Source organism: Shewanella sp. SR43-8 (genome assembly GCF_014163775.1).
Lineage (GTDB): Bacteria > Pseudomonadota > Gammaproteobacteria > Enterobacterales > Shewanellaceae > Shewanella > Shewanella vesiculosa.
The window spans coordinates 33,475-54,797 of sequence record NZ_JACJDX010000001.1 but is presented as its reverse complement, the minus strand read 5'-3'; the positions used below and the strand labels follow the sequence as shown (position 1 = coordinate 54,797).

Annotated in this window: 14 protein-coding genes; 3 read left to right on the top strand and 11 right to left on the bottom strand. The window is 42.1% G+C overall.

From position 1 onward, the window contains the following. Positions 1 to 2 precede the first annotated feature (2 nt). Positions 3 to 617 carry a LysE family translocator gene (locus tag H5114_RS00230; RefSeq protein WP_182721906.1) on the bottom strand — a complete coding sequence of 205 codons (615 nt, stop codon included), beginning with the start codon at positions 615 to 617 and terminating at the stop codon, positions 3 to 5. Positions 618 to 830: 213 nt separating this feature from the next. On the opposite strand from H5114_RS00230, the gene H5114_RS00225 reads away from it, so the two are divergent. Next, positions 831 to 1,316: a DTW domain-containing protein gene (locus tag H5114_RS00225; RefSeq protein ID WP_124016245.1), complete on the top strand. Its 486-nt coding sequence runs from the start codon at positions 831 to 833 to the stop codon at positions 1,314 to 1,316. A 96-nt stretch (positions 1,317 to 1,412) separates the two neighbouring features. Beyond that, positions 1,413 to 3,044 carry a methyl-accepting chemotaxis protein gene (locus H5114_RS00220; RefSeq protein ID WP_182721905.1) on the top strand — a complete coding sequence of 544 codons (1,632 nt, stop codon included), beginning with the start codon at positions 1,413 to 1,415 and terminating at the stop codon, positions 3,042 to 3,044. A gap of 101 nt (positions 3,045 to 3,145) precedes the next feature. Here the strand turns inward: H5114_RS00220 and H5114_RS00215 are convergent, their stop codons facing one another. The 10 genes from H5114_RS00215 to H5114_RS00170 form a co-directional block, all read right to left on the bottom strand. Continuing rightward, complete coding sequence (locus H5114_RS00215) at positions 3,146 to 5,797, bottom strand: glycoside hydrolase family 3 protein (RefSeq protein ID WP_259395196.1); 2,652 nt, start codon at positions 5,795 to 5,797, stop codon at positions 3,146 to 3,148. Positions 5,798 to 5,812: 15 nt separating this feature from the next. Next, positions 5,813 to 6,538: a DUF6445 family protein gene (locus H5114_RS00210; RefSeq protein WP_124016243.1), complete on the bottom strand. Its 726-nt coding sequence runs from the start codon at positions 6,536 to 6,538 to the stop codon at positions 5,813 to 5,815. Positions 6,539 to 6,543: 5 nt separating this feature from the next. Further along, the gene (locus H5114_RS00205; RefSeq protein WP_182721904.1) at positions 6,544 to 8,037 is read right to left on the bottom strand and encodes a tryptophan halogenase family protein; all 1,494 of its coding nucleotides are present in this window, start codon (positions 8,035 to 8,037) and stop codon (positions 6,544 to 6,546) included. Between the two features lie 37 nt (positions 8,038 to 8,074). Continuing rightward, positions 8,075 to 9,094 carry a cupin-like domain-containing protein gene (locus tag H5114_RS00200; protein WP_310736377.1) on the bottom strand — a complete coding sequence of 340 codons (1,020 nt, stop codon included), beginning with the start codon at positions 9,092 to 9,094 and terminating at the stop codon, positions 8,075 to 8,077. 45 nt (positions 9,095 to 9,139) lie between these two features. Then, positions 9,140 to 9,862, bottom strand: a complete 723-nt coding sequence (locus H5114_RS00195; RefSeq protein WP_124016240.1) for a SapC family protein — start codon at positions 9,860 to 9,862, stop codon at positions 9,140 to 9,142. Positions 9,863 to 9,983: 121 nt separating this feature from the next. Further along, positions 9,984 to 11,579, bottom strand: a complete 1,596-nt coding sequence (locus H5114_RS00190; protein ID WP_182721902.1) for a tryptophan halogenase family protein — start codon at positions 11,577 to 11,579, stop codon at positions 9,984 to 9,986. Between the two features lie 365 nt (positions 11,580 to 11,944). Further along, on the bottom strand, positions 11,945 to 14,884 hold the full coding sequence (locus tag H5114_RS00185; protein ID WP_124016238.1) for a TonB-dependent receptor: 2,940 nt from the start codon (positions 14,882 to 14,884) through the stop codon (positions 11,945 to 11,947). Positions 14,885 to 15,807: 923 nt separating this feature from the next. Beyond that, positions 15,808 to 16,812 carry a LacI family DNA-binding transcriptional regulator gene (locus H5114_RS00180; RefSeq protein ID WP_182721901.1) on the bottom strand — a complete coding sequence of 335 codons (1,005 nt, stop codon included), beginning with the start codon at positions 16,810 to 16,812 and terminating at the stop codon, positions 15,808 to 15,810. 55 nt (positions 16,813 to 16,867) lie between these two features. Then, positions 16,868 to 18,196 (bottom strand): glycoside-pentoside-hexuronide (GPH):cation symporter, encoded by a 1,329-nt coding sequence (locus H5114_RS00175; RefSeq protein ID WP_124016236.1) that lies wholly within the window; start codon positions 18,194 to 18,196, stop codon positions 16,868 to 16,870. A gap of 94 nt (positions 18,197 to 18,290) precedes the next feature. After that, positions 18,291 to 19,622 (bottom strand): GH1 family beta-glucosidase, encoded by a 1,332-nt coding sequence (locus tag H5114_RS00170; RefSeq protein WP_182721900.1) that lies wholly within the window; start codon positions 19,620 to 19,622, stop codon positions 18,291 to 18,293. 383 nt (positions 19,623 to 20,005) lie between these two features. On the opposite strand from H5114_RS00170, the gene H5114_RS00165 reads away from it, so the two are divergent. Further along, a complete protein-coding gene (locus tag H5114_RS00165; RefSeq protein ID WP_182721899.1) occupies positions 20,006 to 21,313 on the top strand; it encodes a sugar MFS transporter in 1,308 nt (435 codons plus the stop codon). Positions 21,314 to 21,323: the final 10 nt, after the last annotated feature.

Here is a 21,323-nt window from a genome sequence, read left to right as displayed (position 1 = left end):
TCCTAAATATTTAACACAATCAATATGCCAGCAATCAACATAATACTGCCTGCGGTTCGATTGATTATGGTGACCGCATTGGGTGAGGTAAATACATGCTTTGCACTAGAGGCTAAATAAGCATAAGTCAGATTAACAGAACCAAAAGCCAGGGTTGCAGTAGCCAGTATGATAATAACATCGGTCACATCTACTTGGTTCATCGGCACAAAGGCAGGGAAGAAACTGACGTAAAATATTAAGGCTTTAGGATTGCCTAGCGCAATTGCTGTGCCGGTGATGATATTCTTAAGCTGACTGACCTTGGGCGTGGTGGCTAACTGAACGCCCCTTGCTGTGTTTCGCAGCATACTGACGCCAAGCCAGCATAAATACAGCGCACTAGCGTATTTTATTAGCTCAAATGTTGGCCCCATGGCGTTAGCTATTGCCGATAACCCAAACAGTGCTAATAGGATATAAATAAAATCCCCCAGCAATACACCAAAGGTAATGGCAGTACCATGATTAAATCCATTCGAAAATGATCGCGATACCACCGCAAATACAGCCGGACCTGGCACTATGGCTAAAATGAGCATAGTGAAAAACAGCGCGATAACTTGTTGTAATAGCATTATCTCAGCTCAACTCATATTAAGGGGTAGGATAACTTAGCAAAATATTTTTGCGATTATAGCGTAAAGTGATGCTGGTAATGAACAGGTTAACGCTAAAGTATCCATCTAATTTTTATTGATTTTTTTATCTATCTTGAGTTTATTCTATCGTTTTTGCATCTGTGTTACATTGCGAAATTAAATTAATCATTTGTTCAGTTGAGTATTGTTGTGAATATTATTTTGTTAACTCATCCTCGCGAAATGTTACGAGCCAATAATACGGGCAAGTTAGTGTCTCAGGTGTTAGGCGAGCGCGCTCGTGTGGTTGAGTGGCACCGTAAACAGCCTGATGCTGAATTATTACGTTTGATTGCAGCTGGTAAGGTGGGGTTAGTTTTCCCCAGTGATGATAAAAATATTTCGCAAAAAGTATGCGAGATATCTCAAAGACTATTATATTTAGTGCTTATTGATGCAACTTGGCAAGAAGCTCGCAAGATGTTTAATCAAAGTCCATATCTCAAAGCACTACCTAAAGTGTTATTAATTAATTCACCCAAGTCGATATACCCACTGAGGCGAAACCAAATAGAAGGAGGATTATGTACGGCAGAATGTGTTATACATTTATTGACCGAGTCAGAAAACATAATCGAAGCACAGCAGTTAAGTGAGTTATTGATGACATTTATTGACACTAAGGCCGGTGTTTGAATGGGGAATAAGCGTTAGCCATTATAGATTGATAAATTTGTTGTTTAATCACAAATAATAAAAATACCTAAATTACAACATTCATCGGAGGTTGCTATGTTTAGCACTATTCGCGCTAAATTCTCATTGATATTCATTATATTTGCAGTAGCTGTAGCCATTATGGCCATTACTAATGCCACTCAGAGTCAAAATCAACTAGAGCAGATCCATGAGCTCAGTCGTCAATTTAATCCTGCTATTTCAAGCATTATCAATGGTGATCGCGATTTATATCAAGCTCATTTAAGTGAAGTTCTTTTGCTTAGTAGTGAACTAAGTGCGCAGCAAAGAGATGATCAAATCAGTAATTGGCAAGAGAATGCCGATCAAGCTAAGCAGCGAGTTGCCGAATTTAGCCGTCTGTTAACACTTTACCCAGATGTGGTCAGTGGGCTAAACGGCTTTGATACTCAATATGACAAATGGTTTACGGCCTCGTCGTCGGTAATCAGTGCAGTTAAAGCGGGAGACTATCCCACTGCAAAACAACGTTATAAGGACGTGTCTTTATCTGAGTTTTCAAGATTGCGTGATATTTATAATACGGCCGGCGAGCGTGCCGATGAGCAAGTTAAATTAATCGACCAAAATAATACTCAAACAGCAAAAAATCAGCTAACAATATTATTTACAGTGTCTGGCATTCTGATTATTTTGACCATCTTCTTGGCTTATTACGGCCCTAAAGTGGTGGTGGATAGAATTAATGATGTGAACGATCGTATCACTGATATTAGTCGAGGTGATGGTGATTTAACCCGTCGATTAATCATTAGGCAACATGATGAAATTGGCGAGCTAGCCACAACATTTAATCATTTCATTGATCATTTACAGCAAATGATTATTGCTATCGATAAACAGTCTAATGAGGTTAATAGCAGTATTGGACAGCTAGCGGGCAATGCTGCAACTGCCAGCCAAATTAGCCAAGAACAGCATTATTCAGTGGATAGTATTGTTACCGCCGTCAATCAAATGAGCTCAGCGGTTCGTGAAGTGGCTAAAAATGCATTGGATACCGCATCTGAAATTAATAATGTGAATGATCAGACGGTTGAAGGTAAACGCATTCTGTCGTTGTCTATCGATAATATTCAACAACTGTCGACGTCTGTTCAAAATGCTGTGGTGGTTATTCAAGCCTTGTCGACTAATTCGTCACAAATTGCGTCGGTTCTTGATGTGATCCGCGGTATTGCAGAGCAAACCAACTTGCTGGCGTTAAATGCGGCAATTGAAGCGGCTCGCGCTGGTGAGCAAGGCCGTGGATTTGCGGTGGTTGCTGATGAGGTACGAACCTTGGCCAGCCGAACAGAACGATCAATTCAAGATATTCAGAATATGATTGAGCAGCTGCAACGTGGTGTTAACGATGCCGTTCATACCATTGAAGCGGGGGCGAGTTTAACCGCGACTACGGTCGAGTTATCTTCACAAACACGAATTTCCCTTGATTTAATTTTGCAAGCCACAGCCAAAGTGACCGATATGTCGACACATACCGCCGCGGCAACTGAACAACAAACCCATGTAACCGAGGAGATTAATCGTAATCTAACTGAGTTATCTGATAAAACCCGTCATTGCAATGATGTGATTGCTGAAAACCAACAAATTGCGCTAAAAACAGCTTCAGTGTGTCAATCATTACGCTCAGAAGTGGCTCGATTTAAGGTTGTTTAACACGAGATTGAATTGAGAGTGTAACGTTATAAAAATGGCTTAATGTTGATTACATTAAGCCATTTTTCGTTAGATCTTTTGAATATAATGATTTATTTTACTTACTGATACTCAAAGGTTTTACGTAAGCGTATGTCTGCAACCGATGCTCCAATCATCACTTCAAATGTGCCAGATTCTGCTAGCCAATCATTGGTGTTAACGTCCCAAAATGATAAATCACGTTGAGTTAAGGTAAAGCTAGCTGTTTTAGTTTCGCCGGCTTTTAACCACAGTTTATCAAAACCTTTTAGCTCTTTAATGGGGCGTGGGACGCTGGCTTTGACATCGTGTAAATACAGTTGAGCCACTTCTGCACCATCGACTTTACTGGTGTTAGTAATATCGACTTTGACTGTGATGGTGTCGTCGCCTGCAATACTCGCACTTGATAGACTAATGTTTTGGTAACTAAATTTGCTATAAGACAAACCATGACCAAAAGCAAACAAAGGCTTAATTTTTTGTTGCTCAAACCAGCGATAACCAATAAACACACCTTCGGAATATAATGACTCAGTTGCATTGTAATCATTTAACGCAATAGGTGCGGTATCGATGAGTTTTTTAGGCAAGGTTATCGGCATTTTACCGCTAGGATTAGTATCCCCAAATAACATGTCGGCATAGGCGTTGCCTGCTTCCATACCACCATACCAGCCCCACACAAGCGTACTTGCGCTATCGGCCCATGGCATTTCAACCGCCGAACCGCCAATCATAAACACGATTGTGTTGGGATTCGCTTTCAGCAGCTTGGCAATAACCTCATCTTGCTGACCGGGTAAGATCATGTCTGGACGATCAATTGATTCTCGGTCATCGGCATGGCTTAAGCCTGCAAAATAAAATACTGCATCAGCCTTCTTCGCCGCGGCTAAATATTCTTTTTCGCTATTGTACAAGCTGTTGGGTGTTTCCCAGCCCAAGGTGGCTTGTTGGTCGCCCTGATAGCGTAAGCTAACTGCATAGGTTTCGCCTGCTGTTAGCTTTATTGCTTTAGTGATGATGCTATCTGACTGTGCCGTGGTTGAGGTTAATAAAGGTTTATCATTGATAAATAGAGCAATGTTTCCGTCTGCTTTGATATTAAAGCTATGGCTGCCGCTTTCGATTGGTTTAAGGTTGGCTTTTATCTCCACAAATTGACGTTGGCCTTTTGCATCAAACTGCGGATCGGCAATCCAAGATTCACTGGCAAGCTTGGTCATTGCTTTATCAGTATAATAGTTAATTTGCCAAGACGGGGTGCCAGTCCAATGACGAGTAGTCAGATAGTCATTAGGAATAGGCATAAACTTGCTGCTGGCAGCTCGCATTAGGGTAATATCAACCTTGTTACCTAGTTTAGCTTTTAATCCCTCTAGCGGGCTAATTTCATATAAGGTTTTAACCTCGGATGAACCTCCACCAAAGCCGTGACGCTTGTCGGCATTGGGGCCTAAGACTAATACTCGTTTAAGTTTGTTGGCGTTCAATGGCAGGATATTGCTGTCATTTTTGAGTAGCACTATGCCATTGGCTGCAATAGTGCGAGCATCATCACGATGTGCCTGAGTATTACGCTCGCCCGATAGGCGCTGCTTATCCATCATGCCGATACTGAGTTCTAATCGTAAAATACGACGAACTTTGTCATCTAACACCGCTACTGGGATTTTGCCTGCATTAATCATTTCCAGTAATGGCTTGGCAAAAAAGTAGTCGTCAAAATCAGCGACATCGGTGCCCATCTCAATATCAAGACCGTTCATCGCAGCATCATAAGTGTTTATGTCGACATTCCAGTCAGTTAATAACACCCCTTGAAAACCCCATTCGCCTTTTAATATTGTATTAACCAGATGTGCACTTTGGTTGGCATTCGTGCCGCGAAACTCGTTATATGAGCCCATAATAGAATGGACATTGGCTTGTTTTACTGCCGCTTCAAATGCAGGCAAATACACTTCACGAAGTGTGCGTTCATCAGGTTTGGCATTCACTCCAGTGCGGTTGAGCTCTTGAGTATTTAACGCATAATGTTTTACGGTTGCACCGACATCATTAGCTTGAATCGCAAGCACTTCAGGTACCACTAGACTGGCAACTAAAAATGGGTCTTCTCCCATGTATTCAAAGTTACGCCCATACAATGGCAATCTTGCTAGGTTAACACCAGGACCAAGAATAAGGTCTTTATTACGATGACGCGCCTCTGCACCTAAAATATTGCCGTGCAGGCTGGCCATGTTTGGGTCCCAGCTGGCGGCTACTGCGGTTAATGGTGGTAAATAAGTGGAATAATCGTTAGTCCAGCCAGCAGGTGCCCATGAATTACGGTCAATTTCATAACGCACGCCGTGTGGGCCGTCAGACATCCACATTTCATGTATTCCTAAGCGTTCAATGGCTGGGATGTGAAACTTGCCCGCAGCATGTACTAATGACACTTTTTCAGCCAATGTAAGCTGTGGTAATAAGCGGTTAACCTCGTCTTCGACTTGGCTGATACGATCGCCAATACGCAACTTCTCGCTATCGGACAATACTGTTAATGCATGCAGGGTTTCAGGCGTAATATTAGGGTGTTCGGCAAGCGCTGCTGGACTGATGGTGACAAAACTGCACATCAACAGGGCGCTATAAAGAGGGCTTAAGGTGGTGCTAGACGCACTGTTTTGTGGCTTATTTTTATGGCGAATAGGCATTATTATCCCAAGAGGATTAACCATAACGTGTTCCTTATGTTATTGAAAATTTATAAAAATATTAGTGGTGAGCCGACCTGAACTAGGATTTGCATCAATGTCAGTTTGTGGGTTTACTATGGTTGAATGTAATAAGTTACCGGGGTAAATCACTAAGCGATTTGGGCGATATTCGATTTGATGATACAAGCTGTAATGCTCGTCGCTGGCAACAAAGTAACTGGCTGGTGTTTGGGTTTTGCTGTCGAGAAAAGGCTGCGCTTTGGTAAAATAGTCTTCGATATTTTCCGCCGTTATCCGCTCAAGATCGGTGAGGTTATGCCTAAAAAAGCCTGTATTGCCATGTGGACCATCGTTAAGATAATGCAAAATGGCAAAGTAATGCGGGTTTGTCGCATCGAAGTGAGGCAAACATTGTAGTGGAGCCAAGGTTTCTGGCTGTTTGTCGATTAATGAATAGACATATTGCTGCGGCTTTAATCGTAATGATGCTGGAATGCGATAAACGTCGTAGATCAGTTTGTACAGCGCATTGAGAACCTCGATAACATATTGCTTGGGCAATGATGTACGACATCCTGGGTAGTATGAGCCTTTATCTTGACGGAATGTGCTGTCATTGACCGCAATAGCGATCAACTGAGCGATATCTTCAGCAAAATTATCAATCACAATCACAGGTGTTTGTTGTTGGCCAATCAATTGCACCTGCGGTGCAATATGATTGACCTTGATAATGGGCTTGGTTGTTGCTGATACAGACATCAGGATTAGCCCTGCATCGCCGTTGATTTACAATAATGCTGCACAAAATCATGGTGTACAGGCAAGGTATCAACTTTGCGTTTTACGGTGGCTTTAATACTGTTTAAAAAGCTCTGTAATTCAGCATCGTCCATCATGTCGACAATTGGATGGTACTCTTTAGGTTGTAGACCTTGGCCCATCATAACTTGGATCCATGAGCTCTCACCAAACAGCTCACTGCCGTATTTGTAGACTTTGCCTGATTGGCTAAACATGTCGATACGATGTTGTAATGACGTTGGGATCGGCATGTTTTTGCAATAACGCCAAAAGCGGCTGTCTTCACGGTCAGTGACTTTGTAATGCAAAATAATAAAGTCGCGAATGTTGTCTAATTCAATCTTGGTTTGTTGATTAAATTCATCAATGTCGGCTTGAATTATCCCTTGAGATGGGAACAGTTGCAGTAAGCGGACAATGCTTCGTTGGATCATATGAATGCTGGTTGACTCTAACGGCTCTAAAAATCCCGCTGATAAGCCAATGGCAATACAGTTTTTATTCCAATGTTGACGACGCGTACCGGTTTTGAACTTAATGACTCTAGGCTTATTGATTGGTTGACCTTCAATATTGTTGAGTAACAGTTCGGTGGCATCGGCATCAGAGAGGTACTTGCTGCAAAATACTAAGCCATTACCAGTACGAGTTTGCAACGGAATGCGCCATTGCCAGCCAGATTCACGGGCAATTGAACGTGTGTAAGGTATGGGGTTTTGCACGGCTTCGGTTTGTACGGCAATAGCACTGTCGCACGGTAACCAATGACTCCAGTCTTCAAAACCAGAGTTTAAGGTTTGCTCAATGAGTAAGGCTTTAAAACCAGTACAATCGATAAATAAATCACCTTCGATGAACTCACCATTTTCAAGTTGTAATGCGCGAATATTGCCCGTGTCTTCATGTTGCAAAACATCGGCTATCTTGCCTTCAATGCGCCTCATTCCATGTTGCTCAGCAAATTTTCGCAGAAACTTGGCGTAAAGACTGGAGTCCATGTGGTAAGCATGGTTGTAATCTTGATTGGGCAGCACAGCAAAACGGCCTTGGCGAGCGGCTAAATGTTCGGTGCAGTAATCACCAATTTCGCTGACCATGTTTTTTTGTTGGCCTTTAAGCCAAAAGTGCTGAAAACCACAGGCCCAGCAGTCTTTGCCTAAAAAGCCAAATGAATGCAAGTAGTCTTTATTAACATCATGCCAGTTTTCAAATTGGATACCGAGTTTAAAGGTGGCATTGGTAGCTGCCATCACATCTTGCTCTTTTAATCCCAGTAAACGATGAAAGATATGCAGGGTAGGGATGGTAGCTTCACCGACACCAATAGTGCCGATTTCATCTGATTCGACTAAGACAATATCAAGATTTTTGCCCAATAGTTTGCTGAAGGCGGCAGCGGCCATCCAGCCAGCGGTACCACCACCGGCAATCACTACTTTTTTGACTGTTTTATTCATCTTGAGCGTCCTGTTTGATATCTTGCTGTTCGCAGCATTATCGTTTTAATTTGTTGATTAAATCTGCGCGTAACTTACGGGCGTTGAGTTCATCTAATGGCTTGGTTAACATGCCTTTAGCTTGATCTGGTATATGGCTGTCATCAATATCGTCGTGGTTAAAAATGTAATGTTCAAAAAGTGCTTTCCACGCTTGGCGTTGTGCTTTAGGTAATGATCGAAGGCTTAGCATGCTGTGAAGCAGGGCATTGTTGGGTCTGCCTAAATAGCCTGGTGTGTCACGCCACCAATGGGTAATGAGTACGTTAAAGTCGTCAACTCCGCGCACGTGATGCCACCACATGCTGGGAATAAACAACACATCACCCGGATTCAGTTGTGCGGTCAATGATGCCGCAAGTGCCTGCTTAAACTTAGGAAAACGCTCGAAGTCCGGTTCTGCAAAATCTACCATGCTGATGTCTTGTCCACCTGGAGCGAATTCCATTGGGCCGACATATAAATTGCTGATTTGCTCAGGCGGAAATAAGGTGAAAGTGCGTTTCCCCACAGCGTTACACGCGAGGTTGAGCGGAAAGTCAAAATGCGCTGCTACCTTGGTTTGGTTACCAAGCCAAATACTCGTCAATGGTTGCGTTGGCGATAAATCTAAACTGTTTTGTTCACCCAGCCCCGGCAGACATTGGTGTATGTCTGTTGAGCCCATGTAGATCCCAGCAGGTGTTTGGCTGGCATTTTCTTGTTTTAAGCGGCTTAATAATTGGTTGAAATCCAGGCGACCTGCTTGGTAATTAAAACCATTAACCTCTTGATTGTAAAATACCCGTCCATGTTGCTCGTGGGGAAGATAATATGCGGTCACCGCCGAGCCTTGATAAAATTGACACAGATAATCCATTGCCTTGTCTGCTGACTCAAGACCCGCTTGGACTAAAGGCCAGTGATGGCATAGGCCTTTAAATACCATGGGCTTATCTGCATGCTCAATATGAGCGAGCACTTGCTCTAAGGTCCAACCGCTTACGCTGTCGACAGCTTGTGTCGAGTGAGCTTGTATCGACTCTGATAGGTTTGGATTTGTATTGTGGCTCACCATTATCGATTAACCTTGAGCATTTTTAAGGTTAAGTAGCTCGCGAACTTTGCTTTGCGATGCCAGAGCCATATAAATGGCTTGTAAATAACCTTGCTGATGCAAAGTGCCTAGCACTTCTGCAGATAACGCGGCTAGGGTGTTTTCATTAATGGTATAAAAACCAATCATTTGATGTTTTTGGCCATTGTCTAGTTCGAGGTCTAAGGTAAACGATTCCAGTAACTCATGCTCAATTAATACATCGATAAAACGATTACTGTCACTGAGCCCATGATGAATCGCTTCAAGCATTTCACCGACTTCATCTAATAAAGGCGTGTTACCACCATAAGGAAAAAACAGCGCTTCACCGTCGTTATGGCTTACTCTTGGGTGGTCTAAATCGATGTGAATAACCCGTTGCTGACGCTCAATGCCATCTTCTTGAACGGTTTGTTGTCCTATCAAAAATGGCTGGCGACGCACACTTAGAGGAATATAAGATGCATTCCAACCAGCGTCAGATAAAAACAGATTCTCATTTTGCTTAAAACCAAATAATGCCACCGCATAAAACTGGCCAGTGGTAGCGTCTTTATGAAAGAAAATAGGGTAATGAGCTTGAATGCTACGAAATTCTTGCGGAAAGGTTAAGCCGAACCAAAGATTATCGCCTAACGCACTAGAACGGGTAGTGATAACCTTAAGGTCTTTATGATCGATGCTATTTAGTAATACATGTTGGCTCATTTTGATGTCCTATCTTGTTCGTTCAAATACGTTATGTAGTTATGATTATTGTAGGTGATCTTAGTTAGTCGTTTGATATTAGCTGTCTGCCATCCTAGCAACCCATCTGAGTTAATCTAGATTACAGCTTAGCAAATCCATATTGCACGACTTTGGCTAGCAAATCGCGATTGCTCAGTAAGCTTTTACTTAATACTTGAGTGCGCTGCTGATTATCATTAAACAGTTGCTGTGCCTGTTGTTGCATTGATGGTTTTACATGGCTGGGTAATTGAGTATTAAAACCCATGCCATAGAGCACATATTGAAAACTGGCAGCCGGAAATAAGGCTTCTTTATAGCTAATATCGTGTTGGTTTGGCACTTGATAGCGCCATAATTCAAGTTGCGCTTGCAGACTATCGGGTATTGATTGCTTATCGCGATGATCGCGCCAATAGCGGTCAACTTCACGTTGACTTATTACATAGTGCAGCTTTAAAAAGTCGATAATTTGTTGCCAGTGCAGTTGATAGCGCTGATTAACCCTTGCCGCAATCGTATCCATCACTTGGCGATTAGAGGGGAGTTGTTGGGCTAGGGTAGCTGCTGTCCATTCAATTAACGCTAATGCTGAGGCTTCTAGCGGTTCGATAAATCCTGCAGCCATGCCAATGGCAATACAGTTATTTTGCCAGCATTTGGCTCTATAGCCTGGATTGAACGATAATTTTCGTGGCGTTAGTTTGTCGGCCGTGGCGCTATCAAGCCCTAAATAAGTTAATAGGCTTTGCTCGGCGTCAGCGTCATTAGTATGGCTTGATGAATACACATACCCCACGCCCTTGCGTGTCGGCAAGCCTATGTCCCAAATCCAGCCATTTTGCTGAGCCGTTGAATGAGTACAAGATGCGATAGGGCTGTCTGCTTGCTCATAGGGTACCTGTACAGCAAGGGCGCTATCATTAAATAACACTGACTTTTGAGATAAAAATGGTACTTGTAAATGCTCACCTAATAACAGTGATTTAGTGCCAGTACAGTCGATAAATAATTGCCCGTGGATTTCACCATGTGCTGCAGTGATCACTTTGGCTATATCACCATTATCATGATTAATAATATGACTGACATGATCACGAATATGACTAACGCCAAGCTTTTGGGTGCAATGTTCGCTTAACATCTGGCTAAATTTGCCAGCATTAAGGTGGTAGCCGTAATTATTTTGAAAATGATATTGCGCCGATGCAATGGTTTTGGGCGCTAATCCAAGTTGAGTCAACACTGCTTGACTACTGACCGCCTCAGCAAAGCTGACTTGATCTGCATGGGGTAACCAAAATGGGCATAAGTCGAGTTCTTGGTGACCGTGAGGTAGGCTAAAAGGGTGTAAATAGCTGTTTGACTGAGTCGGCGCTTTGCTGTCGGCATCTTTGCTTGGGTCATTGCGCCAATCAATAAATCTTGAACCTTGCTTAAAGCTTGCGTCACAGCAGCGAATAAACTGGTTTTCATCAATGCCGATTTTGCTTAAAGTTGAACGCATCGAAGGCCAAGTGCCTTCTCCTACGCCAATGGTGGCAACATCTGGTGATTCAATAAGGGTAATGTTGAGCTTAGGAGAGTGGGCCAGGACACCTTTGTCGACATTATGCTCTGCAGCCAGTAATCCAGCGGTTATCCAACCGGCTGTACCGCCACCAACAATGACTATTTGGGTGATTGGTTTATGCATTATCTCTACCTACGCCTTTGGCACTATTGTTATTATTAAGTTGTTATCAATATTTTTATTGCAGATTTTATTATGTTGAAGTCTCATCATAAGTAGAATTTAGAAAAATGTAACCACTTAATACGTATTGGTTATTCATCTTCTCTTAGCAATGTTTTTAGTTCTTATAAGCAGCATAAAAATAGTAACGTCCTTGTTACTCAATATGTTGCAATAAAAAGAGGTGACAAATTACGTGCACCTCAACGACCTAAAAGGGAAACTTATATGGATAACACCTAACACTGAGCGTGTTAGGCACCATAGTATAAGGTTAAATCATTGAGCTAAGTGGTGCTTAGCTCAATATTGCTAACGTTATTCACTTAGAAGGTATAACGAGCACCTAAGCTATAACGTGCGCCGGTTTCAGTCAGGTTTAACACTTGCTCTTCAGCACGGCCGTGAACACGGACATACTCTTCTGTAATGTTAAGTCCTTCGAAAAACACGGTTAAGCCTTCAACTGATTCGATATCATAACTAACAGACAAATCGATTTGTGAGTAGGCTTCAGTATACTTAGGGTTTGCCCCAGTATCTTGACCACGTGAGTTTAAGAACTCATCACGCCAGTTATAAGCAACACGAGCTTGGAAACCATAGTTTTCATAAACTAAGACTGCGTTAGCGGTATCACTAATGCCGATAAGTGCTGATTGGTCTGCTAATGAGTAGTTGTTGTAGGCTTCATCACTATTAACCAAGGTATAGTTGGCTATGACACCAAAACCCGTTTCACCGAAGAAATGTTGCGCAGCAAATTCCCAACCATCGATCACCGACTTACGTGGGCTGTTTGACGGGGTATCGATATTGAAGGTCAATAGATCATCATTATTTGCAGCACTACCGGCGATAGTTTGATTAGCAACATCTACCGCAGCATTGTCAGCATAGTTTGCGAAAATATAATCACGAACAGCCCCAGCTTCGGTTGTACCCGTTGCTGCCACAGCAGCTTTATATAAATCACCAGATGCTGGGTTATAAATACCGTTAGTCGTTTTAACAATACCATTGCTAATGAAGTTTGCAGTATCCTTGCGGAAATAACCTACAGACACATAACTTGACGGTGCGTAGTACCACTCTGCCGAGAAGTCGATATTTTCCGATTCTAATGGCAATAGTGTCGGGTTACCTGCAGATCCACCACCATTAGTTCGGTTTGCGAGAGTTGCTAATACCGTACCACCTTGGATATCTGTGTAGTTAGGGCGCCCAATGGTTTCGCTATAAGCTGCACGTAAGATCACATCTTCAACCACTTCAATGTTGAAGTTGAAACTAGGAAGTAAGTAGTCGTAATCACCCGTTTTAGTTTCAAATACTTGTTCACCGGTGGCAGCAAGTGCTATTTCAGTTTCTGCAATCCAAACTGCGCCATCATAGCCCGCTACAGCAGCTGTTGATGTCACGTCAGTTTTTTCATAACGCAAACCAAAGTGAACATCATATGGCATGCCGGCAATTTCGTTGTCGTAGTTGTACTGGACGTAAACTGCTTGTGACTCTTCTTCAGTATAACGGTCTGTTTGAGCCGCATAATTAGTAGAAGGACAGAAACCATTACCACAATCACCACTAACAGAAGAGGTGTAATTAGCTGCTGAGAAGTCACGAACAGCAGCAAAGTCCCACATGAAGATGGTATTTAAAATGTCAAAGTTGCCATCAGCGAGTGAGAAGTCACCACCATTGGCATCAAATTTGTCAGTAATCGTATCGGCTGGGAACCATGATTCGTCGAAATCACCAGCAGAACCTACACCACCCCAATCGTTACGTTGTACGTCAACTTGCTGAGAGTGATTGTTGACATTAGTAAGCTCAACACCAAAGTCGATACTACCTGCGTCTTCAAACAAGTACTCGCCATCAAACTGATATTGATCAATTTCAGATTTGTTGCGTGCATTAGAGAAGTTGGAACCAGTAAGTAACATGTCTGCAGGAGTCACAGCATTACCACCACCAACCGCAAGCACTGGTAAATCACCGCTAAAGTCAGTAGCCGCGCTGGTACGTATAAATGCAGCGGTACTTAAATTGTTGCTAGAACCATAAATGTTATTGGGTTTAAATTCGGCCGTTGAGTTATGTGCATCGAAAGTCAGTTTTAAATTATCTGTCGCTTGCCATTCAATGTTAAAGCCTAATGAGCCACTCTCGTTACGAACACCAAAATCGCCAGCTGCCATCGATAAGTCTACAGGTGAGCCGTAAGTTTCAGAATAAATGAGCGGTGATGCGACTGGGCCGTCACTCCACACGTTTTCAGATGGTACAAAGTTAAACCAAGCTGATACATCATGAGATTGAGTGTCGATATCGTTACGCATGTAGGTATAGTCTAGGCTGGTGACTATGCTATCTACTGGGCTGTACTGTAAAACTAACTGGCCATTGGTACGAGTACGTTGTTGCTCTTCAAAACGATAAACGGTTGTCTGCGGCACTGAGTAAATATCATCATCACCAGGACGGTTTACTTGAGTGTCGTCTTTAGCGACACCGCCCCATTGACTATTGTTGTCATCTGTACCAGCAAAACTACGCCAGCCTGTACCAACTTGCGCTTGTTGGTTACCGCTTTCGCGTTCTTGATAACTGGCCGATAGCGAAATACCAAATTTGTCGTCAGCAAAAGTATTTGAATATAAACCGGACAATTCTGGTGTCATTGAGCCTTTATCTGTTGATTTATCATCAACAGCTTTTACCCCAAATGTGGCTTTCAATCCAGGAGAGCTAAATGGTTTGTGAGTCAAAATATTGATAGTAGAACCGATACCACCAGTGGAGTTTGACGCTGAGCTGGTTTTATATACTTCAACACCGCTAATACTTTCAGATGCGATATTGGCAAAATCAAATGAGCGCGAGCCAGTCGTTACTGGCATTTGACGACCATTGAGGGTGATCAAGTTGTAGTCTGGGCCAAAACCACGCACGGACACTTTGCTGCCTTCACCGTTAGAACGGTCAATTGATACACCAGTAATACGTTGTAATGATTCTGCTAGGTTGGTATCAGGAAACTTACCAATGTCTTCAGCAGAAATAGAGTCCACGACACCACTTGATGAACGTTTAACGTCCATTGATTTAATTAAACTGCCACGAATACCTGTAACTTGGAGTACTTCAATATTCTCATCACCAGCTTCATCAGCTGCGTAGGCAGGTAACATACTGCTTACACCAAGCACTAGCGATAAACTGGTCGCTAGCTTGGTTTTTGTAAATTTTGTTGTTTTCATCTAGGAAATCCCCATTGACTAGATTTTGCTTCTCTCAATATTGCGGGTTAGGCGCAAATCGTTTTTTTAATTCTCCATCAACGCTGTAGTCATTATTTATAATGGTTATGTTATAAAACAGCTAATGTAAGCGCTTACATAAAGCTAGTGTAAATTGTGACCGCCGTCAACAAAAACAAGTTTTAAATATTACATTTCATTAACCATAATAAGAAGCTATTCAAGATTTGTTTTATTAGTTGTTGTTTAGTAAGCTTTTTATTTTTTATGAACATTTCAAATAAAAATGTAAGCGCTTTCTTTTGTTGGTTGAATTGTTACCACTTAGGTTGGGTTTTATCCGTTACTGAGAACAAGTAAGGTTATTCTAGACTAACTTTCTAGCGCGTTAATATTTTGTGCATGTTGCGACAGTGAATTGATGTGGTTGTTGCTTATGGTGTTAGGGCTTATTTCAGTGTTATCGATAACAAAAGTATGAGTCATTAAGATGCATGTGAATGACCACAGGACTTGAGACAACATATTATCCAAAGGTTAACTGATTAATCATTGCGCGGCTGATAGCTTGCATAGGTCGATTGAAATCTCACTATTGCGGTATTTTATGGCCATGCTTGTTCTCTCATTACTCATAAGGTGCGTTTATGTGTGGTTAAGTTGTTAGTCTATAGCGCATATTGCATTATTTGTTTGCGAGCAGATGCTTGATGGCACGTCACAGAGAGATGGTCAGTATCAGTACTTTTTAATCGCTACGAGATACTATCATCTCTGCATAAGGAATCGTTGACTCACTCGTGATCGATTACTGACTTGGGGCAGCCACTTATGGGAAGAGGGACTAATCATCTGGCTTTTTTGGATGTCGTTTATCGACATTGCAGCTGGATAGGTTAACCGCTAAATGGTTCGGTTGACTCTTACTGATTGATTGCTCTTGCTGATTCACGCACAAATAGCTCTGGTGTAAACGAGCTTTCAACTAAGACGGCTTTATCGTTATACACTTGTTGTAATACCCAGAGGGCTGCCATTTTACCCATTTCGTGAATAGGGTTGTTAACGGTCGATAATTTCGGTGAGATGTACTGTGGAAATGGAATATTATCGTAACCAATAAATGAAATATCATCGGGTACGCGGAGTCCGTGTTCTAAACACACCGCAATTGCCCCTGAGGCCATTTGATCATTCGCACACACGACTGCTGTGATGGTTTTATTCATCGACAGTAAATGCTCCATCGCTTCACAACCGCCAGCTTCTTTAAAGTCACTTTCAATGCAAAGGGTGTCATCAAAATCGATATTGTATTGTTGCAATGCTCGTTTATGTCCTTTTAGACGATCTCGTACGTCGAGCTTAAACAATGGCCCTGAAATGTAAGCGATGTCTTTATGACCAAGTGATAATATGTGCTCGGTAGCCATGAAACCGCCTTGCTCATTTTCAAGATAAACACAACGTTCCTTGATGGCGTCGATATAGCGGTTAATAAATACCACTGGTGTTGGGCCTTTACTCAATTCAATCAAGTAATCGTCTGATACCGCCTCAATGTCCAAAATAAGAGCATCACAACCGCGACTCATCAAAAACTCAACCCCTTCTTTTTCTTGCTTCTCGTCGCTATGACCAGCAGCAATAATCACGTGCTTGTTAGCTGTTCGAAGGGCGGTTTCGATTTCTGTCATCATGGGACCATAAAAAGGACCGTCAAGCTGAGACACTAAAACCCCAACACTGTTGGAGCAATTTGAGGCTAATGATTGGGCAATAGTATTAGGGCGATAGCCTAAAGAGGCCATCGCATCGAGAACCTTTTGTTTGGTTTTATCGCTGACTTTGGTGTTGTTATTCATCACTCTAGACACGGTCGCTAGAGACACACCAGCCATTACGGATACATCGTAAATTGTTGCCATATAATTAGTTTTTAAAAGCCGTCTTGGAGCACATGGCTCCAAGACTATCATGCTTTTATTTTACTTCTCTATTTAATTCTAAGTGTATTTGGTCCACTTTTTCATTGTCCAAGGTGTACCAACGCATAACAAAGGCCACTACCAATGAACCGATAGCAGGGTATACAGTGAATGAAAGTAATATTCCTTGTTGAGTCTGTTCAGTTTGGATGATATCTGGCTGATAACCATAACCTGCCAGTAACCAACCAGCTGCCGCACCACCAATAGCAACCCCAAGTTTGATAAAGAATATGACCGATGAGTAAATCATTCCGGTAATGCGTACACCGTTTTTATGTTGACCATAGTCGACCACATCAGCCATTTTTGCCCAAAGCAGTGGTGTAGCCATATTGAAAGTAAAACCCCATATGACATACATCCCAAAGGCCAGTATCACTTGATCGCTTGGCACAAAGTAGCTTACGACACACATGGCCGCTGCCAGCAGTTGCAAGGTAATATAGGCTTTTACTTTACAAAAACGTTTTGCTAAAGGTTGAGCTAAAATACAACCGAATATATTACCAACCATGCCAAGAGTGATGAAAAGGGTAATAGAATCAGGCATGTTTAAGAAATATTTTACATAGTAAATCGCTAAGCTGGTACGCAATACCATGCCTGATAATAGACACACTGCTGCAATGGCCAATACTCGCCACTGATCATTTTTTAACATGTCGGTGAAGTCTTTTTTAAAGCTTGTTTGTTGGTCTATAGGTGGATGTAGACGCTCTTTGGTGCCCCAAAAGCAGGCTAAAAACATCGCAACACCCAAAATGCTCATCGCGGCAATCGTCAGTTGATAGCCTTTAGCCTGATCGCCTTTACCTAAAAACTCCACCAAAGGTAAGGTTAGGCCTGACACCAATAATCCGCCCAGCATCGCAAACACAAAACGGTACGATTGCACTGACACGCGTTCTTTAGGATCCGCCGTTAATACCCCGCCTAATGCACAATAAGGAATATTAATCGCGGTATACACCATCATCAATGCGGTATAGGTGACGAAGGCATAAATCATTTTACCGTCTTCAGACAAATCCGGCGTAGTAAAGGCTAATACGCTGATAAAGCCAAAGGGAAGGGCAAACCATAATAGATAAGGTCTAAACTTACCCCAACGAGTGTTGGTTCTGTCTGCTAGCGCGCCCATTAGTGGGTCGGTTATCGCATCAATTAAGCGAACAGCTAAAAACATTGTGCCCACAAATGCAGGCGAAATACCGAAAATGTCGGTATAGAAAAAAGTTAGAAATAGCATCACGGTTTGAAACACAATATTACTGGCGGTGTCCCCAAGTCCGTAAGCTATTTTTTCTCTAGTGCTAATCATACATGCCTCAATTATTGTTGTTATTGCTTAAAATGATGCAACTATTTGAATAGAATAAAGCCGTTTATATAACGGCTTTATTCTGGTTAACATATTATGTTCTTGCGTTAATAAAGTCTCTATACGCGTATGCACTGGCTTTTAAGGTACGTTCTTGGGTTGCATAATCAACATAGACAATACCGAAGCGTTTTAAATAACCTTCTGCCCACTCAAAGTTATCCATCAAACTCCAAGCAAAATAACCCACAACATTAACACCTTGTTCAATGGCATTATTTACCGCATTTAAGTGAGCGTTATAGTATTCGAGTCTGTCTTGGTCATCCACTTTACCGTTTAACAATTTATCATCCATTGCCGCACCGTTTTCGGTAATGTAGATCGGTGGTAAAGGATAAAGTGCATCTAAAGAGGTTAATAAATCACTAAAGGCTTGTGGGTAAATTTCCCATCCCATGTCTGTTTTAGGTTTGCCGACCATGTCTACTTGGCTAAAGCCATTAACTGGGTCGGCTTTATAGACTGCACGGGTATAAAAGTTGATGCCTAGAAAGTCGATAGGTTGAGCAATAATATCAAAGTCGCCAGCTTCAATAACCGGCACATCTTCTGCGGCAAAGTCATTGATAATCTCTGGGTAGCAGCGGTCAAACAAGGGTTTGATGTACCACTGATTGAAATATTGGTCGGCTTTACTTGCTGCGTCAATATCTGCGGCAGAATCAGTGGCGCTATAGCAAGGCGTAAAGTTAAGCACGATACCATTTTGGCTGTTAGGGCTGTTTTTTTGCAGCACTTTCATGGCTAAACCATGAGCCAATAATAAGTGGTGTGCAGATTGACGGCCATAAGCTTTTTTAGCTAATCCAGGAGCATGAATGCCAATTTCATAACCTAAGTATGAACTGCAAAAAGGTTCGTTGAATGTGGCATATGAGTAAACTCTGTCACCGAATGCTTGGGTTATTTTGTCGGCATAGTCAGCAAATAAATAGGCTGTTTCGCGATTTAACCAACCACCATTATCTTCAATATGTTGTGGTAAATCCCAATGGTACAAGGTCACAAAGGTTTTAATGCCACGACGGTTTAGTTCATCGAGTAAGTCGGTATAAAACTGCACACCTTGTGGATTCAGGCTGCCATCTTTGTGCATAACGCGAGGCCATGAGATCGATAAACGGTAGGCGTCGACACCTAGCGATTCTATTAGATCGACATCTTCACGCCATAACTTAACGTGTTCGCATGCTTGCGAGCCATCAGACCCATCACGAATTTTGTCAGGCGTCGCACAAAATGTGTCCCAAATACAGGGCAGGCGAGTTGCCACAGCACCTTCAATTTGAAATGAAGCTGTCGCCACACCAAAGGTGAACGCTTTTGAATGCATTTTTGAATCGGCTGGTAACATAATTTTCATATTTTAATTCACTTAGTATTGATTAATTTTGTCTTTTTTTATTACTAACTTATTAGCTTAAAACACACTGATAAAAGGCCTAGTGTCGCATTGTCCTAACCGTAAATATTATGCTCTCGCGTTTAAAAACCGTTGACATCAGTTATCGATATGTTAAAAATGAAAGCGCTTACATTGAGATTAGTGATTAATTATCCAAAGGTCAATAATTGATTTGGTTAAATATTGAATCCTCATCTGCTTGCACAAGTGTGGGAATAGCGATATGGAAAATGCCTAGCGTTTACGGGGAGTTAACTCTTAGGTAATGACAAAGAGCATCCAGTTCAGTGGCGTTATGTACTGCAACCCAAGATAACTATTAACAACAATAAGGGAATGTCATGACGACTTCGCAGCTTCAACTCGAATCGACTCCGGTTAATTCAACTCATCAGCAAGGAAACTTTCGCTTTGCGTTAGTGGCGTTAACATCATTATTTTTTATGTGGGGTTTTTTAACCTGTTTAAATGATATTTTAATCCCTTATCTAAAAAACATGTTCGACCTTAATTACACTCAAGCGATGCTGGTGCAATTTTGCTTTTTTGGTGCGTATTTTGTTGTGTCGATCCCTGCCGGTGCGCTAGTCGGTAAAATTGGTTATCAAAAAGGCATTATTACCGGACTGGTTATTGCCTGTATTGGATGTTTATTATTTTATCCGTCAGCAAGTTATGCTTCTTATAATATGTTTTTGTTTGCCTTTTTTGTATTGGCATCAGGCATTACTATTTTACAAGTATCTGCCAACCCTTATGTCAGTGTTTTAGGCCCTGCAGAAACGGCATCGTCTCGTTTAACCTTAACCCAAGCATTTAATTCATTAGGTACAACAGTTGCGCCATTTTTTGGCAGTTGGTTAATTTTATCAACGGTTGAGCATGATGAGAGCATCACTGAGGTAGGTGAAGTTATTGGCCGATTATCAGTAGAGCAACAAGCCAGTGCCGTTCAAACCCCTTACTTAATTTTAGCCTTGTCATTGTTTGCATTGGCATTGATTTTTGTGATGCTAAAACTACCGCTATTGGGCAAAAAAGATGCGGCATCGACCACCTCTGCAACGGGAAGTGCTTGGCAGTATCCGCATTTGGTGATGGGCGCGGTAGGGATTTTTGTATACGTCGGTGCTGAAGTTGGTATTGGCAGTTTTCTGATTAGCTTTTTAACTCAAGATCATATTGGTGGTGTGTCTGAATCGCAGGCAGCCCATTATATTGCTTATTACTTTGGTGGCGCTATGGTCGGCCGTTTTATTGGCGCCGCTGTGATGCAGAAAATTAATGCAGGTAAGGTGTTAGCGTTTAACGCACTGTGCGCGTGTATTTTAGTGGCTGCAGCCATGATGAGTGTTGGCACGGTAGCCATGTGGGCCTTGTTGTTGGTCGGTCTGTGTAACTCAATTATGTTCCCAACGATTTTCAGTTTGGCACTACAAGATTTAAAACAACACACTAGCCAAGGCTCAGGCATTTTGTGTTTAGCCATTGTTGGCGGTGCGATTTTGCCCTTATTTCAGGGCATGCTGGCTGACATCATGGGGATTCAATTAGCCTTTATTGTCCCCTTGCTATGTTACTGTTTTATCGGGTACTACGGTTTAATTGGCTGCAATGCAAAACGTCCTGTATCAACAGAAAATGCGTAAGGGAAATACA

What these genes read in the sequence shown, in the direction of transcription:
- H5114_RS00230 (WP_182721906.1), bottom strand. Translation starts at nt 617, where the DNA reads ATGCTATTACAACAAGTTATCGCGCTGTTTTTCACTATGCTCATTTTA.
- H5114_RS00215 (WP_259395196.1), bottom strand. Translation starts at nt 5,797, where the DNA reads ATGGTTAATCCTCTTGGGATAATAATGCCTATTCGCCATAAAAATAAG.
- H5114_RS00205 (WP_182721904.1), bottom strand. Translation starts at nt 8,037, where the DNA reads ATGAATAAAACAGTCAAAAAAGTAGTGATTGCCGGTGGTGGTACCGCT.
- H5114_RS00165 (WP_182721899.1), top strand. Translation starts at nt 20,006, where the DNA reads ATGACGACTTCGCAGCTTCAACTCGAATCGACTCCGGTTAATTCAACT.
- H5114_RS00195 (WP_124016240.1), bottom strand. Translation starts at nt 9,862, where the DNA reads ATGAGCCAACATGTATTACTAAATAGCATCGATCATAAAGACCTTAAG.
- H5114_RS00190 (WP_182721902.1), bottom strand. Translation starts at nt 11,579, where the DNA reads ATGCATAAACCAATCACCCAAATAGTCATTGTTGGTGGCGGTACAGCC.
- H5114_RS00220 (WP_182721905.1), top strand. Translation starts at nt 1,413, where the DNA reads ATGTTTAGCACTATTCGCGCTAAATTCTCATTGATATTCATTATATTT.
- H5114_RS00185 (WP_124016238.1), bottom strand. Translation starts at nt 14,884, where the DNA reads ATGAAAACAACAAAATTTACAAAAACCAAGCTAGCGACCAGTTTATCG.
- H5114_RS00210 (WP_124016243.1), bottom strand. Translation starts at nt 6,538, where the DNA reads ATGTCTGTATCAGCAACAACCAAGCCCATTATCAAGGTCAATCATATT.
- H5114_RS00175 (WP_124016236.1), bottom strand. Translation starts at nt 18,196, where the DNA reads ATGATTAGCACTAGAGAAAAAATAGCTTACGGACTTGGGGACACCGCC.
- H5114_RS00170 (WP_182721900.1), bottom strand. Translation starts at nt 19,622, where the DNA reads ATGAAAATTATGTTACCAGCCGATTCAAAAATGCATTCAAAAGCGTTC.
- H5114_RS00180 (WP_182721901.1), bottom strand. Translation starts at nt 16,812, where the DNA reads ATGGCAACAATTTACGATGTATCCGTAATGGCTGGTGTGTCTCTAGCG.